Genomic DNA, 17029 nt, shown 5'->3' with positions numbered 1-17029 from the left:
CCTATTGGGAGAAGGGAGGAAACTCTCTTGGAATTCTTATTGGAGAATCCTTTTATTCTCATTGCCCTAATCGCTTTTATTTCCTCCTTTTTCAAAAAAAAGAAGGAGGAAAAGCCTGTTAAACAGACTCCCCGTTCAGTACAGCAGGAGCAGCGGACACAGGCAGAAAGAACTTCTGCAGATTCTGCTTTGGCCGAAGCGCTAAAAGAAGAAAAAAGGCAGCAGGCAGAGAAAGCCAGAAGAATAGAAGAAGAATACAGGCAGCGTAAACAGAAGGCTGAAGAAAGCATGAAAGCTCTTCAGAATCAGCGGAGAGCTGCCGAAAGAAAAACAAATGCATTAGCGCAATCAGCTTCCAATAAAAACGCAGAGTACCCAAAGGAAGCCTCAGGAGCAAGGAGTTTGGAGCCTCGGAAACAGTCGCTTGTTGACGGAATTATCTGGTCTGAAATCCTTGGACCTCCAAGATCAAAAAATCCTCACCGATCCCTGAACAGGAAGCAATAAGAAAAGCGGAAGCGCCTTGCCCATCCCCGACAATGAACTCGGGGGGCAGGCAGCTTGCGCTAGACAGTTATCTAATTTCAGAATTGATACATTCTATTCTTATCAAAAATAAGTGCTAGAACCTCCTTTCATTTCATAAATATGAGATGAAAGGGGGTTCTTTTTTTATGGCAAAAAAGTGGGGACAATTCGTCCGCGGCTGGATGACTAAAAATATGGAGCTTCCTCAAGATGTCATGATGGATTTGCCCCGCATCACTATGATTGGGCAAATCCATATCTATATAGAGAACCACAGGGGATTATTGGCTTTTTCAGATAAGGAATTAAGACTGCTTTTGAAACAGGGGCAGCTTTTAATTAGAGGGAAAGCTTTCGTTATAAAAACGATACTGCCAGAAGAAATATTGCTGGAGGGGAAAATTGACTCAGTTACTTATATTACAGACACTGATTAAGAATTCAGGGGGAAGGAAATGAAGAACCAGTGGATCGAATTTTACAGGGGCCTTGTAACAGTTAAAGCAAGCGGGAAGGGAATAGAAAGATTCATTAATGCGCTTACCCGCAGCGGAATCAATATCTGGAATGTGAAAAACCATGGAACACAATCAGTCACCTTCAAAATGAAATTGGAAGATGCCAAAAAAATAAGGAGCCACGCCAGGAACAGCGATTGCAGAATCGAGTTCCTGCAGCGGGCAGGAGCTCCATTCCTTGTGAAAAGGCTGCTTAAAAACAGTGGATTTGCTGCTGGTGCCCTCGCGTTTTTTGCAGTCATTCTCCTATTATCCAATATGGTTTGGGGAATAGAGATTAAGGGTGCAAATCCTGCTACTGAATATCAGATCATCAAAGAATTGGACAAGATGGGGGTTAAGAAAGGAAAGCTGCAGTTCTTTGTAGATAATGTGGAATCTATCCAGCGTAATCTTTCAAACAATATTGAAGCCATTACTTGGGTCGGTGTGGAGTTAAAAGGGACAACCTACCATTTGCAGGTCGTAGAGAAAAATGAGCCTAATAAGCCTGAGTATTTAAGTCCGCGTCATTTGGTAGCGAAGAAGAAAGCAGTCATTGTAGATATGTTTGTCGAAGAAGGGCGTCCAGTCGTTGATATACACGATCATGTTCAGCCAGGACAGCTTTTGGTCTCAGGGATAATCGGGAAAGAGGGCCAAACAGAGACTGTTCCTTCGAAAGGGGAGATTTTTGGGGAGACATGGTATAAATCTGAAGTCATTCTTCCGCTTAAGAGCACTTTCAAAGTCTTCAGCGGCAATGAAAAAGTCAAGCATGCACTTACGGTCGGAAACCTTGAAATTCCAATATGGGGATTTGGGAGCCCGGAGTTTGAAGAGTATGAGTTAGAGGAAAATGAAAAAAGAGTAAAATTCCTGAAGTGGGAGCTACCTATTTCATATGTGAATAAAACGTTCCGTGAAAGGGAGCAAGTCACAAGAATATATTCCAATAAAGAGGCATTTGAAGCAGCGAAAGATTTGGCAAGAAAAAAAATAAAAAGCAGCTTAGATGAAAATGCTAAAGTTATGGGAGAAAAAGTTTTGCACCAATCAATTGACAATGGTAAAGTAACAATAGCAATACATTTCCAAATTATTGAGAATATTGCAGAAGGACAACCAATTATTCAAGGAGATTCGGAATGACAGAAGACTTGAAAACAATGAACCTGCAGCTGGAAGACCCAAACGAAGCAATTGCCCTATTGGGAAATTCGGATGCAAACCTAAAAATTATTGAGCAAGAACTGAATGTTTCCATTGTAACCAGAGGAGAATCTGTTTTTGTGTCTGGAGAAATGGACAAGGTAGAACTGGTTGGAAAGGTTCTGGATAAACTGCTTTATGTAATCCGGAAAGGGATAAATATAAGTCAGAGAGACGTTATGTATGCTCTTCAAATGGCTCATAAGGGTACACTTGAGTACTTCAGTGATTTATATGAAGAAGAAATTACAAAAAATGCAAAAGGCAAGTCCATTCGTGTTAAGACATTAGGCCAGCGTCAATATATTCAAGCAATCCGCAGAAATGACCTGGTTTTTGGCATAGGTCCGGCAGGAACAGGCAAGACCTATTTGGCTGTTGTCATGGCCGTAAATGCTTTGAAAAATGGGAATGTGAAAAGGATTATCCTAACCCGTCCTGCAGTCGAAGCGGGCGAGAGCCTTGGGTTTCTGCCGGGGGATCTAAAGGAAAAAGTCGATCCTTATTTAAGGCCATTGTATGATGCTTTGCATGATATTTTAGGTGCAGAGCATACACAAAGAATGATTGAAAGAGGCACGATTGAAATTGCACCGCTGGCGTACATGCGCGGAAGAACTTTAGATGATGCCTTTGTGATCCTGGATGAAGCGCAAAATACCACTCAAGCCCAGATGAAAATGTTTCTAACCCGGCTGGGCTTCGGCTCAAAAATGATTATTACTGGAGACAAAACGCAAGTTGACCTTCCAAAGGGAGTAAAATCCGGCCTGATAATGGCTGAAGATATTCTCAAGGGTGTAAGCGGGCTATCATTCGTTCATTTGGAACAGAGTGATGTTGTTCGGCATCCGCTTGTGGCCAGGATTATCCAGGCATACGAAAAAGAAAATCATCAGTGAACCGTTAAGCCGCCGACTTTGGCGGTTTTTTCATTGAGTAAAATAATTCAGCGGAATAAATGAATAACAGGAATCACCATGGAATTATTTGCTATTAATGAAATGTTTAGGTAACCTGTTAATAGATAGGCCTTTTTCTTGGTGAAAACCTTTAGAAAAACTGATATGATTTTACATAATTAATACTGAAATGCATATTTAAGTTTGTTGGAATTTTTTTACCCAGGACAGGAGGGGTAAATGTGCCAAACCTTCAGCAGAGTATGACTACAATCAGAAATTTGCTTAATATGACCTTTTTTCGTGTTCTCTTATTTATTCTCTTGGGTATTGTTATGTATTTTTCCATGTATAGCAATGTAAAGCCTGAAAAGCTGGATTTAGGCCTGTTCTCTGTTGCTGAACAGACTATAAGGTCACCGATAACAGTTGAGGATAAAGCAAGCACAGAAAGAAAGAGAAAAGAAGCAGAAAATAACGTTAAGGATATTTACGTTGTTAAAAAAGAGATTGCACAAAACAGAGTTGACCTGGTTACCTCCATTTTCGGTTCCGTATCGGAAGTGAACGATGAAGTAAAAGAAGAGATGGAAAAGAAAGAGAAAGCTGCTTCAAATGAGGCTGATAAAGAGGCAGGGGCACCAGACCCTGCAGACCCTGGTCCTGAAGATAAATTGGCCATGGTTAAAGAAAAGCTCACTGATGACGTAACAAGAGAGGTATCAGATGGTGTTTTCCTTTCTTTGCTGCAGGCAAAGGAAGGAGAGCTGAGCATTGCAAAAGACCTTACGGTAACGGCCATCAATAAAATTATGAATAATGAAATTCCGGCTGAACAAGTGGAGAACGCGAAAAAGCGTGTTGAAGAAGAACTAAAGTTTACCAGTTTAAATTCAGATTTGAAAAAAGCTGCAATAGAACTGGGACGTTATGCTATATATCAAAATCAATTTTATGATCCTGCTGCCACGGAAGAATTACGGCAGCAGACTGTTGAGAGTGTCGAGCCGGTTAAAATCCTGCAGGGACAGATTATTGTAGAAGAAAATCAGCTGATCAGCAGGGACATATACAGGCAGCTGGAACTTGTAGGACTCCTTGACAGTGTTAATTCGATTCAGCCTTTTATCGGATTATCGCTCATAATCGTCATTGTCTTATCGGCCCTTTATTATTATTTCCATGAAATGAACGTGCAGCGGGAATTAAAACAAAGTTATTTATTGCTGTTTAGCCTTATTTTTATCTTATCCATATTGCTGATGAAGGTCATCAGCCTATTCCAATATGCTGATTATTCAGAGATAGGATACATTTACCCTGCAGCTATGGGAGCTATGCTGATCAAAATACTAATTGATGAAAAGCTTGCCATGTACTATACGATCATTATGGCTATCACAGGAAGCGTAATTTTTAATGAAGGTGTCACTGGCACATTTCAGCTGACATCAGCCATTTATATCCTCTGCAGCGGCTTGGCTGCCATATTGTTTCTGAGCAAGCAGAATCGCCGTTCCAAAATATTGCAGGCTGGTTTATTTGTATCTGCAGTAAACATACTTGTTATCTTTTCAATGCTTTTCTTAAGAAACGGTCACTATGATACGATTGAATATGGATTTTACTTTGTAATCGCTCTGATTTCAGGCATTTCGTCTGCAGTGCTGGCAATTGGCCTGCTGCCGTATTTCGAGGCAGGCTTCGGAATATTGTCTACTATGAGGCTGATCGAGCTATCCAATCCTAATCATCCCCTGCTGAGAAAGATCCTGACTGAGTCTCCAGGAACTTACCATCATAGTGTAATGGTTGCCAATCTTTCTGAGTCAGCGTGTGAAGCTATTGGTGCAAATGGCCTTCTCGCAAGGGTGGGCTGCTATTATCACGACATCGGAAAAACAAAGCGGCCTCAATTTTTTATCGAAAATCAGGTTAATATTGAAAATCCGCATGATCGGCTCCCTCCGCAGACAAGCAAGAATATTATTATCGCCCATGCTGCAGATGGTGCTGAAATGCTGAGGAAGCATAAGATGCCGAAGGAGATAGTAGATATCGCCGAGCAGCATCATGGAACAACATTGCTTAAATATTTTTACTACAAAGCAAAACAGAATGGGCTGGAAGTAAAGGAAGAGGACTACCGCTATCCGGGACCAAAACCGCAATCAAAAGAGTCGGCAGTAATCGGCATTGCTGATAGTGTAGAAGCCGCAGTCCGTTCCATGGCGCACCCTACAACAGAACAAATTGAGGAACTGGTCAAAAAGATTATCGCAGACAGGCTTCAGGATGGACAGCTGAATGAATGTGATTTAACCTTAAAAGAGCTGGAAACCGTTTCACACTCGTTCTGCGAAACGTTAAACGGAATTTTCCATTCACGTATAGAGTATCCTGAAATGACAAAACAGAAGGTGAAACAGGCATGAATTTAAATATTGACTTTTTGGATGAGACAAATGAGCTTCAGGAAAATGAAATAGCCAAAATTGAAGAGCTTATTAATTTTGCTGCCTCTAAAGAATCTGTGGAGCCGGGAAGCGAAGTATCCATTACATTTGTGACCAATGAGCGCATCCGCGAAATTAACAGGGAGTATCGGGATAAAGATCGGCCGACAGATGTTATTTCTTTCGCAATGGAAGAATTGGGTGAAGGTGAAATCGAACTGAGAGGGGCCGATATGCCCAGAGTCCTGGGGGATATAATTATCTCCGTTGCGAAGGCGAAGGAGCAGGCGGAGGAGTATGGACACTCTTTTATTAGGGAGCTTGGTTTTTTGGCGGTCCATGGCTTCCTTCATCTTCTTGGCTATGATCATGAAAATCCAGAAGATGAGAAAAAAATGTTTTCCCGCCAAAAGGATATATTAGATGAATTCGGGCTCACGAGATAGAAAGGTCCGGAAACATAGTGTCCTCAGATCCTTTTCGTTTGCTTTTTCCGGCATTAGAACAGCAATATTGGATGAAAGGAATCTGCAGATACACTTGGCGGTGTCGATAGCTGTTATTATTTTTGGGGTATTCTTTGGCATTTCCAGCTTTGAATGGATGATCATTCTCCTGGCCATCGGGGGCATGCTCTCACTCGAACTGCTGAACACAGCCATTGAAAGGGTTGTGGATCTGGCAACAGAAGATTATCATCCCCTTGCAAAGCAAGCGAAGGACATTGCTGCTGGAGCAGTATTGGTGTATGCAATTGTAAGTGTAATTATAGGCGGGGTTATATTTCTTCCTAAAATTCTCATGTTTTGCAGTAATGTGAAGCTGTCCTGATGGGCAGCTTTGCTTTTTGGCTTTTTCCATATAAACAGCAAAGCCTGACAGGATTCTGCAGAAATAAATAAGCATGTGTTTGAAAACGCCAACTGAATCCGCTAAAATGACAGAACAGCAGTTAATATTGCAGGCTGGGGAGATGTTGTGGAATCTCATTGAGAATGGTGGCTTGGTTCAAAATTTAATCAGCCTATATATTTTTAGAAAATTCAATTTTTTTATTACGTTTTTGCTACAAACGATGAAAATCAAAGTAAAATGTTGTAAAATAAAAGAGAAGCGGCTGCTTCTTACAGAAGAAGCTATTGAGCGTCTCTGCTCAATCTAACTAGGCCCATTACAGTTCCAAATATTGGTTATTAATGGCGTGGGGAGCAACTCGCTTTACAGGAAAGGAAGAAATATTTGTGAACAGCGATCAACTAATAAAAGAAGCAAAGATTGCAAGAGATAGAGCATATGTGCCATATTCAAAATTCAAAGTAGGAGCAGCACTACTAAGCAGTGACGGGCAGGTCTTTCATGGCTGCAACATCGAAAATGCTGCGTACAGCATGTGTAATTGTGCTGAGAGGACTGCGCTTTTTAAAGCGTATTCTGATGGCGTAAAAAGTTTTTCAGCCATAGCTGTAGTTGCTGACACAGACCGTCCTGTTCCCCCATGCGGTGCATGCAGACAGGTAATAGCCGAATTATGTCCGCCTGAAATGAAAGTGGTTTTAACCAATTTAAAAGGGGATATTAAGGAATTAACAGTTGAAGAATTACTGCCAGGAGCATTTTCACCGGAGGATTTACATGAATAACACTACGACACCAAAAGGACACAAATCAGGGTTTATTTCCATAATCGGCAGACCGAACGTAGGAAAGTCAACGTTCTTAAATCGCGTAATTGGGCAGAAGATTGCGATTATGAGCGATAAACCGCAAACAACGCGGAATAAAGTTCAGGGTGTCCTGACAACCAATGACGCACAATATATTTTTATCGATACGCCAGGAATCCATAAGCCAAAGCATAAACTGGGAGACTTTATGATGAAAGTTGCCCAAAATACACTTAAAGAAGTGGATGTCATCCTGTTTATGGTAAATGCACAGGAAGGCTTTGGACGCGGTGAAGAATTCATACTTGAGAAATTTCAGTCAGTCCGTACACCGATTTTCCTTGTAATCAATAAGATTGACCAGGTACATCCAGATGAACTACTTAAAATTATTGAGTCTTACAAGGAAAAGTACGGGTTCAGCGAAATTATCCCTATTTCTGCTTTAGAAGGCAATAATGTTGAGACGCTGTTAGGACAGATTAAAGAATATATTCCGGAAGGGCCGCAGTTTTATCCGGCTGATCAAGTAACGGATCACCCGGAGAGATTTATCGTTTCCGAACTGATCAGGGAAAAAGCGCTGCATTTAACAAGAGAAGAAATACCGCACTCGCTTGCTGTAACCATTGATAAAATGGAGCGCCGCGAAGATAAGGATGTCGTTCATGTAATGGCTACTATCATTGTGGAACGTGATTCCCAAAAGGGCATTGTGATTGGAAAGCAAGGCAAAATGCTCAAGGAAATCGGAAAAAGAGCAAGGGTTGATATTGAGAATCTTCTTGGGTCAAAGGTCTTTCTGGAGCTTTGGGTCAAAGTCCAAAAAGACTGGCGGAATAAAATGTCCCAGCTCCGTGACTTTGGCTTCCGTGATGATGAGTACTAAACCCGGCCCTAATTAAAGTATTATTCATTTCTGGTTTATATGCATACAGGTGATTGACAATATTTTCGTCTCATGATTTTACAAAGACAGGCTATGATATAGATAAATGTATTGGGATAAAAGAAATTGCTAGTTGAATAACTGAAAGGTGGGGTTTTCGATGATGGATTTTACCTGGAGAGTGTTTTCCCAGACAGGAAATATTGACACATATCTTCTCTTCAAGGAGCTAGAAAAGGAAACTCAGGATATACCCGGCAGCAATGATGAAGAGCTAGCAGAAGCTGATTTTCCCATCTCATAGGTTTGTCGAAAGACAGGGATGGTGTCACAGTTGCTTGATAAATGTGAAGGCATCGTCATCAGGACAACTAACTATAGTGAAACAAATAAGATTGTTACTTTATATACCCGTGAATGGGGAAAAGTTGGTGTGATGGCACGAGGTGCGAAAAAGCCAAACAGCAGACTTGCTGCTGTCACCCAGCTTTTTACATACGGGAATTTTTTAGTTCAGCGTGGAAGCGGTTTGGGTACCCTGCAGCAGGGGGACATGATTTCATCCATGCGGTCCATTAAAGAAGATATTTTTCTGACAGCTTATGCAAGCTATATTGTCGATTTGACTGATAAAAGCATCGAGGATAGGAAGCCTAACCCATTTTTATTCGAATTGCTGCATCAAACGCTAAATTTAATAAACGAAGGATATGACCCTGAAATTCTCACAAACATTTATGAAATGAAAATGCTGAATGCTCTGGGTTTATATCCGGTACTTGATCAATGTTCTGTCTGCGGAAGCACTGACGGACATTTTGCATTTTCTATCCGGGAAAACGGCCTGATTTGTCACCGCTGCCTTGATAAGGATCCTTATCATTTTAAAGTGTCGCAGGCGACAATTAAGCTGCTTCGCCTGTTTTACTTTTTTGACTTGTCCCGCCTCGGCAATATCTCTGTCAAACCTGAAACCAAAGCTGAATTGAAAAAGATTATTTCTGCCTATTATGAAGAGTATTCAGGCTTAAACTTGAAGACAAAAAAATTTTTGAATCAAATGGCAAAGTTCAATGATTTAATGAAATGAGTTTCTTTATAAGCATAGCGTTTCGGCTTTTGTTATTATTGACAATTTAAATCCATTCCGCTATGATTCAAATTAATAAAATATAATTGCTGTGAAGGAAAAGAGTACTTAACATTTTCTAATTAAAGCGAACCCGGGATAGTGGGAGCCGGGCATAGATGGTTAAGGAAGGGCGTTCCAGAGCAATATTGTCTATTGACAACAAAAGAGGCTGCGGTCAAAATCGCAGCAAATAGGGTGGAACCGCGGGTAAACTCTCGTCCCTATGCCATTGGGCATAGAGACGGGAGTTTTTTATGTTCACAGAAAGGCGGAAGCGCAATAGGTAGACAGCTGCTAAGTCCATAAAGCTTTACTTTAAAACAAATAAGAAAGAGGTGTCCTATGAATATTCAAAACATGATATTAACACTTCAAAAACATTGGTCTGAACAGGGTTGTATCTTGATGCAGGCTTATGACACTGAAAAAGGGGCAGGTACAATGAGCCCGTATACATTTTTAAGGGCGATTGGACCAGAGCCTTGGAATGTGGCTTATGTAGAGCCTTCACGCCGTCCGGCCGATGGGCGCTATGGAGAGAATCCAAACCGGCTTTATCAGCATCATCAATTTCAGGTGATCATGAAGCCATCGCCGGATAATATTCAGGAGCTGTATCTTGATTCATTGAAAGCGTTGGGCATTGATCCGCTTGAACATGATATCCGGTTTGTAGAAGATAACTGGGAAAATCCTTCTCTGGGCTGTGCAGGCTTAGGATGGGAAGTTTGGCTTGATGGCATGGAAATAACGCAGTTCACATATTTCCAGCAGGTAGGCGGATTGGAATGTAAGCCTGTATCTGTTGAGATTACATACGGAATTGAAAGGCTCGCATCTTACATTCAGGACAAGGAAAATGTGTTTGACCTTGAATGGACTGACGGGTTTACGGTTAGAGATATTTTCCTGCAGCCTGAGTTCGAGCATTCGAAATACACATTTGAAACGTCTGATCAGGAAATGCTCTTTAATTTGTTCAATATTTATGAAAAAGAAGCACATAGACAAATGGATGAAGGACTTGTGCACCCAGCATATGACTATGTATTAAAATGCTCCCATACTTTTAATCTGCTTGATGCAAGGGGAGCGATTTCTGTAACAGAAAGAACAGGCTATATCGCACGATGCCGAAATCTGGCCAGAAAAGTAGCCAAAACTTTTTATGAAGAGAGAGAAAAACTTGGCTTCCCAATTTTAAAGGATAAGGAGGAAGGATCTCATGAATAAGAAAGATCTACTGCTGGAAATTGGACTCGAAGAAATGCCTGCCAGATTTGTCACTAATTCAATGAATCAGCTTTCAGATAAAGTGAAATCATGGCTTTTGGATAAGAAAATATCCTTTGACGATATCAGCGCCTTCTCTTCTCCACGCCGTTTGGCTGTTCTTGTAACGGGAGTAGATACCGCCCAGGAGGACATAAATGAGGAAGCGAAAGGACCTGCAAAAAAAATCGCCTTAACCGAGGATGGAGAATGGTCTAAAGCTGCGGTTGGATTCAGCCGGGGCCAGGGGGCTTCTGTTGAAGATATATTCTTTAAAGAAATTAATGGGGTTGAATATGCCCATGTCAGCAAATTTATTAAAGGGAAAGAAACAGCAGCCCTGCTGCCGGAACTCCAGCAGATTGTTACCTCGTTATCATTCCCAAAGAATATGCGCTGGGCAAACCAGGAACTGCGTTTTATCAGGCCGATCAAATGGCTTATGGCATTATTCGGAAATGAAGTCATTCCTTTTGCAATCACGAATGTTCAGACTTCAAACCTTACTAGGGGCCACCGTTTTCTGGGTGAAGAGATTGAAATTAACAATCCTTCTGATTATGAAAAGTCCCTGCTGTCGCAATATGTGATAACTAACCCTCAGGAAAGAAAAAGTGCTATTCTATCACAATTGGAAAAAATTGAAGAAGAGAATGACTGGGTGATCCCTGTCGATGAAGATTTATTGGAAGAAGTAAACAATCTTGTTGAGTACCCGACAGCATTATATGGCCAGTTTGAAGAGGAATACCTGGAGCTTCCGGAAGAGGTTTTAATTACTTCCATGAAGGAACACCAGCGCTATTTTCCGGTAAAATCCAAAGAGGGCAAGCTGCTTCCTTACTTTGTTACTGTCCGAAATGGATCACATGAACACTTGGAGAAAGTGGCTAAAGGAAATGAGAAAGTATTACGGGCAAGACTTTCTGATGCAGCTTTCTTCTACAGGGAAGACCAAAAAACGGAAATTGCGGTATCGCTGGAAAAACTTAGAAACATTGTTTACCATGAAGAAATTGGAACTCTTGCTGAGAAGGTGGACCGTGTTCGCCAGCTGGCAGCTAAACTGAGTGAGAATCTTCATTTCAGTGATGAAGCAAAGGCCGTGACAGACCGGGCTGCTGAAATCAGCAAGTTCGACCTTGTTTCGCATATGGTTTATGAATTTCCTGAGCTGCAAGGTTTTATGGGGGAAAAATACGCCATGCAAAAAGGTGAAAAGGAAGCTGTGGCGCGTGCAATCAATGAACATTATATGCCGCGCAATGCAGAGGACCAGACGCCTGCAAGTGATGCTGGTGCAGTACTGTCTATTGCTGAAAAGCTGGACACAATTGTGTCTTCCTTTGCAATAGGGATTATCCCAAGCGGCTCACAGGATCCATATGCTTTAAGAAGGCAGGCAACGGGTGTGATCCAGACTTTATTGGCAAAAAACTGGGATTTGAAACTCGAAGAATTGATTGCATTATCTACTGAGTCTGTTCTTAATTCTCAGATTGGAAAGAAATCAAAAGGTGAATTAATGCAGGAACTGGTTTCTTTCTTTAAATTAAGAATTAAATATATGCTCCAGGAAAAGGCAGTGCGCTATGACTTAATTGAAGCTGTTTTAGGCAGTGAAATCCGTTCCGTGCCTTCACTTGTAAAAAGAGCTGAAGTATTGGAATCCCAAAAGGATGCTGAAGGTTTCAAGGAAAGCATTGAAGCTCTTAGCCGAGTTATCAACATTGCTTCTAAGGCTGAGAATAAAGGTGACATAGATAGCAGCTTATTTGAAAACGAATACGAAAAAGCTCTGTTCAACAAATATTTGTCAGTGAACGAGGAATTAAGAAAAGAGGTTACAGAAGAAGCTGCCTTTAACCTGCTAATAAGCATGAAACCTGAAATTGATCAATACTTCGAGCATACTATGGTTATGGATGAGAATCAGGAAATTCGCAGCAACAGGCTGCACCAGATGGCAAATCTGGCTGATGTGATAAAGGAATTTGCAAATATGAACGAAATTATAGTTAAGTAACGAGCTTAAATTTTGCGTTTTATGCTGGAATAGGATTAAATTTTAAGAGGGAAGACAGCTGCTATGGCTGTCAGGAAAGAGCCTGTTATATTGCTGACGGGCTCTTTCATATTTTGCACATATCAGGTGAAGTAAAGAAAACTATATATGAAACACATCTTTTCATTTATGACAAATAGTATATAATAATTATATAAAAGTATAACCTTATTATAGTGGGAAATGAGTGCCATTAGCATACCTTTTTCAGATTAGGTGGTGAGGAAGATCGAATTAAATAAAAGGCAGGAAAAGATCATAGAAATCGTAAAGGAAAACGGGCCGATCACTGGTGAGAGTATAGCGGAACAGCTAAACTTAACCAGGGCGACACTAAGGCCGGATCTGGCTATCTTAACGATGGCAGGCTATTTGGATGCCCGTCCGCGTGTAGGCTATTTTTATACAGGGAAAACCGGGGCACAGCTGTTGACAGAAAACCTTCAGAAGCTTTATGTAAGAGATTATCAATCCATTCCTGTAGTTGTTAATGAGAATGTATCGGTTTATGATGCAATTGTGACTATGTTTCTGGAAGATGTCGGCACGCTATTTGTAGTGGACCAGAGTTCACTGCTTGTAGGGGTTTTGTCAAGGAAGGATTTGCTTCGGGCAAGTATTGGCAAGCAGGAGCTTAATTCCATCCCTGTTAATATCATTATGACAAGAATGCCTAATATTACAATGTGTGAAAAAGATGATTTGCTCATAGAAGTTGCTAAAAAGCTGATTGAAAAGCAAATCGATGCCCTTCCTGTTGTAAAAAAGACGGAGAAAGGGTTTGAAGTTAACGGCAGGATAACCAAAACAAACCTGACAAAAGCATTCTTGGCCCTGGCCGGAGAAAAGTAGCAAAGTAAGAAGGAGATGGTGTTGAAGAATGGAAAAATTGCCGATCATCTACGTCGTTTCGGACTCAGTGGGAGAAACGGCTGAACTTGTAACAAAAGCTGCCACGAGTCAGTTTAATGGCAGTGATATATTTATTAAACGCTTTCCATATGTTGAAGAAAAAGTACATATTGATGAAGTCATATCGCTGGCAAAGCTGGATAATGGGATGATAGCCTATACAATGGTTAAGCCGGATATGAGGAAATATATTAACCAGAGGTCTGCAGAAGAAGGGATATATGCTTTTGATATCGTCGGCCCTTTAATGGATCAAATTCAAAGAGCCTGCGGCATTACTCCGCTCTTTGAACCTGGACTGGTCAGAAAGCTTGATGAGGATTATTTTAAAAAGATTGAGGCTATCGAGTTCGCTGTGAAATATGATGATGGCCGAGACCCTCGTGGAATATTAAAAGCAGATATAGTGTTAATAGGCGTTTCAAGGACATCAAAAACACCTCTTTCTCAATATCTTGCACATAAGCGCCTTAAAGTGGCTAACGTTCCCCTTGTTCCTGAAGTTGATCCTCCTGAAGAGCTGTTTCTGGTCCCGCCGGATAAGTGCTTCGGTCTGAAAATCAGTCCTGAGAAATTAAACTTTATCCGAAGAGAACGTCTAATATCGCTAGGTTTAAGCGATAATGCCAGCTATGCAAATATAGAGAGAATCAAAGAAGAAATAGGTTACTTTGAGAAAATCGTTTCCAAAATTAAATGCCCGGTAATAGATGTTACGAATAAGGCAGTAGAGGAAACAGCCAATATGATCTTAAATCAATACCGTAAAAGCTTTCCGAAAAGCTAGCACATAAATTTTTTATGTGCCTTTTCTTTTTGTGGTGCGGCATGAAGGCTGATTAGCTTAATGTAAATATGATCAATTCTAAGATGGGATTTTAACAAAAAAACCAGGAAATTAAATTATATTCATTCCAGATAAAATAATGGCAAAATAGAGATTAATGTACTATAATAAAAAATTGTGATAAAAATGTACCCGAATAGGTTTAGAGTTCATTGCGAAGGAATAAACTATTTATTGTGGCATGTCAAGCTTTCGTCCAAGAAAAAATTCGACATATCTCACTATGCAAAAGTTATTCATGCAAAGAAGGATAATGCGGAGTGATGTAGAATTATTAGAACATTAGGCAAACCAAACATTATTGTGGATGCTGATTCCTGTCCCGTAAAAGAAGAAATTGTCGAAATAGCCAATTCCTTTACAATGGATGCAGTGTTTGTTGCTTCTTATGCCCATATGAAAAATGACCTAAATGGGGCTGTCTGGAAATTTGTTGACAGCAGTAAGGAAGCTGCTGATTTATTCATAATGAATTATGTGAAATCAGGAGACGTAGTGGTAACTCAAGATATTGGATTGGCCTCAACTCTTTTGCTGAATGGTGTTTATGTCCTTTCTCCCAGGGGAATTTTATTTGAAGAAAATGAAATTCGGACCGCGCTTGAAATGAGGCATCTTTCAGCGAAAGCGCGAAGAAGAGGTGTTTATGGGAAAGGCCCAAAACCATATAGCCGAGAGGATTGATCCAGATTTGTGCAGAAATTGACAAAGATTTTGTCGAATCTTGAAGGAATTCAATAAGGTTTATCGAATACCTGAGTAAGTAATGGAGTTGTTCATATGGCAGAACGGATCGCCGAGGAGAAAGTAAATGAAATTCGGCAAGCTATAGATATTGTTGATGTCATTGGCGACTATATTCAATTAAACAAGCAAGGACGCAACTACTTTGGGCTTTGTCCTTTTCATGGCGAAAATACTCCTTCCTTTTCTGTATCACCCGAAAAGCAAATCTATCATTGCTTTGGATGCGGAGCTGGAGGTAATGCATTTTCTTTCTTAATGGAATTAGAAGGATATTCCTTTCAGGAAGCTGCCTTAAAACTCGCTGAAAAAGGAAATATCAAGCTTGAAATTGATGCGGCATCTGCAGCATCAGCAAAATCAATGCCAGTAGATTTACAGCAGATGATGGAAGCGCATGAGCTTCTACGTAAATTTTATCACCATCTGCTCGTAAACACAAAAGATGGTCAGCATGCACTTGAATATTTGCTTAATAGAGGCTTTACAATGGAATCGATCGAAAAATTTCAAATCGGCTATTCATTGAAGTCCTGGGATTTTGTCTTCAAGTTTCTGACTAAAAGAAAATTCCCGGCAGATGTTATGGAAAGAGCTGGACTGATTATCAAAAGGGAGAAAGATGGGAACTATTTTGACCGCTTCAGAGATAGAATCATGTTCCCGATTTTTGACCGCAGCGGAAATACGATTGCTTTTTCGGGAAGATCACTTGGGGACGATGAGCCCAAATACTTAAATAGCCCTGAAACTGCAATCTTCAATAAAAGCAAAACTTTATATAATTTTCATTTGGCGAGACCACAGATTAAAAAATTGCAGAGGGCCGTTCTTTTTGAAGGGTTTGCAGATGTAATCGCCGCTGATCGCGCTGGTGTCGGCAATGGCGTTGGTACGATGGGCACTGCTTTAACGGAAGAACATGTTGCTTCTTTAAGAAGAAATGTTCAATCAATCACGATCTGTTATGATTCCGATAATGCGGGTATTGAAGCCGCATACAGGGCAGCAAACCTGCTAATGGAAGCAGGCTGCCAGATCAGAGTAGCGCTCATGCCTGATGGATATGATCCGGATGATTATATTAATGAATTCGGCGAAGAAAAATTTCGTCATGATGTAATCGAGTCCAGCATAACCTTTATGGCATTTAAGCTTCTTTACCTCCGCAGGGGCAAAAGGCTTCAAAATGAAGGAGATCGTCTCCTTTATATCGAAGAGGTATTAAAGGAAATCAGCCAGCTGGATAAAGCAGTGGAAAGAGATCATTATCTGCGCCAGCTTGCGAATGAATTCTCCCTTTCTCTGGAAGCCTTGAAAGAGCAGCAAAAACAGGTCTTTTATACGGAGAAGCGAAGGAATAGCCAGAAGGGGAAAGGTACTTTCGAACCTCAAAAACGGCTGCAGACACCAAAAAGGGCTGACAGTCTTAAACCCGCCTACCATACAGCGGAGAGAAGGCTAATCGCCCACATGCTCAGGAATAGTGACATAGCATTTAAAGTTCAGGATATGCTTCAGGGAAACACATTTAACATCGATGAGCACCAGGCAATTATTACCTATCTTTTAGGTTTCTACGAAAAAGGCCATACGCCTGATCCGAGTGCATTTATAAATTTTATAAAAGATGAAAAGCTTAAGCGCATTGTGGTGGATATAGAAATGATGTCCATAAACGATGAAATAAGCGAACAGGAATTATCAGATTATCTCAAACAGGTGTTGAATTATCAAAAGATGTTAAAAATAAAAGAAAAACTAAAGGAAGAAAAAGAAGCAGAACGACAAAAGGATTATGCTAAAGCGGCTTTAATTGCAATGGAGATCCTTCATTTGCGTAAGTCACTATAAGAAGGCTGTGTGCCTTAATAAATGTTTTTGGGGATTAAGCGTCTCCTAAGGAATA

Annotated in this window: 17 protein-coding genes and 1 other annotated feature; all 17 genes read left to right on the top strand. The window is 40.6% G+C overall.

The window, feature by feature from the left end:
• Window positions 1-27 precede the first annotated feature (27 nt).
• Window positions 28-507, top strand: coding sequence for a hypothetical protein (locus ACXAD1_RS18325; RefSeq protein ID WP_474910708.1), 480 nt, complete (start codon window positions 28-30; stop codon window positions 505-507).
• A 167-nt stretch (window positions 508-674) separates the two neighbouring features.
• Window positions 675-965: a sporulation protein YqfC gene (yqfC, locus tag ACXAD1_RS18320; RefSeq protein ID WP_035331147.1), complete on the top strand. Its 291-nt coding sequence runs from the start codon at window positions 675-677 to the stop codon at window positions 963-965.
• 18 nt (window positions 966-983) lie between these two features.
• Window positions 984-2177 (top strand): sporulation protein YqfD, encoded by a 1194-nt coding sequence (yqfD, locus tag ACXAD1_RS18315; RefSeq protein ID WP_206838800.1) that lies wholly within the window; start codon window positions 984-986, stop codon window positions 2175-2177.
• Window positions 2174-3139 carry a PhoH family protein gene (locus ACXAD1_RS18310; RefSeq protein ID WP_206838798.1) on the top strand — a complete coding sequence of 322 codons (966 nt, stop codon included), beginning with the start codon at window positions 2174-2176 and terminating at the stop codon, window positions 3137-3139. The genes yqfD and ACXAD1_RS18310 overlap by 4 nt, the downstream gene beginning before the upstream one ends.
• A 242-nt stretch (window positions 3140-3381) precedes the next feature.
• The gene (locus ACXAD1_RS18305; protein WP_206838796.1) at window positions 3382-5574 is read left to right on the top strand and encodes an HD family phosphohydrolase; all 2193 of its coding nucleotides are present in this window, start codon (window positions 3382-3384) and stop codon (window positions 5572-5574) included.
• Window positions 5571-6041: an rRNA maturation RNase YbeY gene (ybeY, locus tag ACXAD1_RS18300; protein WP_206838795.1), complete on the top strand. Its 471-nt coding sequence runs from the start codon at window positions 5571-5573 to the stop codon at window positions 6039-6041. Before ACXAD1_RS18305 ends, ybeY begins: the two co-directional genes overlap by 4 nt.
• Window positions 6019-6426 (top strand): diacylglycerol kinase family protein, encoded by a 408-nt coding sequence (locus tag ACXAD1_RS18295; RefSeq protein ID WP_206838794.1) that lies wholly within the window; start codon window positions 6019-6021, stop codon window positions 6424-6426. Before ybeY ends, ACXAD1_RS18295 begins: the two co-directional genes overlap by 23 nt.
• A gap of 365 nt (window positions 6427-6791) precedes the next feature.
• On the top strand, window positions 6792-7235 hold the full coding sequence (locus ACXAD1_RS18290) for a cytidine deaminase (protein ID WP_211202479.1): 444 nt from the start codon (window positions 6792-6794) through the stop codon (window positions 7233-7235).
• Entirely contained in the window at window positions 7228-8148 is a 921-nt protein-coding gene (era, locus tag ACXAD1_RS18285) for a GTPase Era (RefSeq protein ID WP_206838791.1), read from the top strand. Before ACXAD1_RS18290 ends, era begins: the two co-directional genes overlap by 8 nt.
• Before the next feature lie 160 nt (window positions 8149-8308).
• A complete protein-coding gene (locus ACXAD1_RS18280) occupies window positions 8309-8452 on the top strand; it encodes a YqzL family protein (protein ID WP_009332996.1) in 144 nt (47 codons plus the stop codon).
• Between the two features lie 30 nt (window positions 8453-8482).
• The gene (gene recO, locus ACXAD1_RS18275) at window positions 8483-9238 is read left to right on the top strand and encodes a DNA repair protein RecO (RefSeq protein WP_206838790.1); all 756 of its coding nucleotides are present in this window, start codon (window positions 8483-8485) and stop codon (window positions 9236-9238) included.
• 82 nt (window positions 9239-9320) lie between these two features.
• Window positions 9321-9506 (top strand) — a binding site (T-box leader).
• A gap of 116 nt (window positions 9507-9622) precedes the next feature.
• Window positions 9623-10513 carry a glycine--tRNA ligase subunit alpha gene (gene glyQ, locus ACXAD1_RS18270; protein WP_113882800.1) on the top strand — a complete coding sequence of 297 codons (891 nt, stop codon included), beginning with the start codon at window positions 9623-9625 and terminating at the stop codon, window positions 10511-10513.
• On the top strand, window positions 10506-12578 hold the full coding sequence (gene glyS / locus ACXAD1_RS18265; RefSeq protein WP_474910707.1) for a glycine--tRNA ligase subunit beta: 2073 nt from the start codon (window positions 10506-10508) through the stop codon (window positions 12576-12578). The genes glyQ and glyS overlap by 8 nt, the downstream gene beginning before the upstream one ends.
• Window positions 12579-12833: 255 nt before the next feature.
• On the top strand, window positions 12834-13469 hold the full coding sequence (gene ccpN, locus ACXAD1_RS18260; RefSeq protein WP_009332992.1) for a transcriptional regulator CcpN: 636 nt from the start codon (window positions 12834-12836) through the stop codon (window positions 13467-13469).
• A 28-nt stretch (window positions 13470-13497) separates the two neighbouring features.
• Window positions 13498-14316, top strand: a complete 819-nt coding sequence (locus tag ACXAD1_RS18255; protein WP_206838787.1) for a pyruvate, water dikinase regulatory protein — start codon at window positions 13498-13500, stop codon at window positions 14314-14316.
• Window positions 14317-14739: 423 nt separating this feature from the next.
• The gene (locus ACXAD1_RS18250; RefSeq protein WP_474911332.1) at window positions 14740-15060 is read left to right on the top strand and encodes a DUF188 domain-containing protein; all 321 of its coding nucleotides are present in this window, start codon (window positions 14740-14742) and stop codon (window positions 15058-15060) included.
• Between the two features lie 96 nt (window positions 15061-15156).
• A complete protein-coding gene (gene dnaG / locus ACXAD1_RS18245; RefSeq protein ID WP_474910706.1) occupies window positions 15157-16974 on the top strand; it encodes a DNA primase in 1818 nt (605 codons plus the stop codon).
• Window positions 16975-17029: the final 55 nt, after the last annotated feature.

The sequence above is a fragment of the Cytobacillus sp. ABV4_503 genome (assembly GCF_056158445.1).
This window is presented reverse-complemented; position numbering and strand designations above follow the sequence as displayed.

Excerpts from the sequence above, each read along its gene's own strand:
- yqfC (WP_035331147.1), top strand. The coding sequence starts at position 675 with ATGGCAAAAAAGTGGGGACAATTCGTCCGCGGCTGGATGACTAAAAAT.
- yqfD (WP_206838800.1), top strand. The coding sequence starts at position 984 with ATGAAGAACCAGTGGATCGAATTTTACAGGGGCCTTGTAACAGTTAAA.
- ACXAD1_RS18310 (WP_206838798.1), top strand. The coding sequence starts at position 2,174 with ATGACAGAAGACTTGAAAACAATGAACCTGCAGCTGGAAGACCCAAAC.
- ybeY (WP_206838795.1), top strand. The coding sequence starts at position 5,571 with ATGAATTTAAATATTGACTTTTTGGATGAGACAAATGAGCTTCAGGAA.
- ACXAD1_RS18295 (WP_206838794.1), top strand. The coding sequence starts at position 6,019 with ATGAATTCGGGCTCACGAGATAGAAAGGTCCGGAAACATAGTGTCCTC.
- ACXAD1_RS18290 (WP_211202479.1), top strand. The coding sequence starts at position 6,792 with ATGGCGTGGGGAGCAACTCGCTTTACAGGAAAGGAAGAAATATTTGTG.
- era (WP_206838791.1), top strand. The coding sequence starts at position 7,228 with ATGAATAACACTACGACACCAAAAGGACACAAATCAGGGTTTATTTCC.
- ACXAD1_RS18280 (WP_009332996.1), top strand. The coding sequence starts at position 8,309 with ATGATGGATTTTACCTGGAGAGTGTTTTCCCAGACAGGAAATATTGAC.
- glyQ (WP_113882800.1), top strand. The coding sequence starts at position 9,623 with ATGAATATTCAAAACATGATATTAACACTTCAAAAACATTGGTCTGAA.
- glyS (WP_474910707.1), top strand. The coding sequence starts at position 10,506 with ATGAATAAGAAAGATCTACTGCTGGAAATTGGACTCGAAGAAATGCCT.
- ACXAD1_RS18255 (WP_206838787.1), top strand. The coding sequence starts at position 13,498 with ATGGAAAAATTGCCGATCATCTACGTCGTTTCGGACTCAGTGGGAGAA.
- ACXAD1_RS18250 (WP_474911332.1), top strand. The coding sequence starts at position 14,740 with ATGGATGCAGTGTTTGTTGCTTCTTATGCCCATATGAAAAATGACCTA.
- dnaG (WP_474910706.1), top strand. The coding sequence starts at position 15,157 with ATGGCAGAACGGATCGCCGAGGAGAAAGTAAATGAAATTCGGCAAGCT.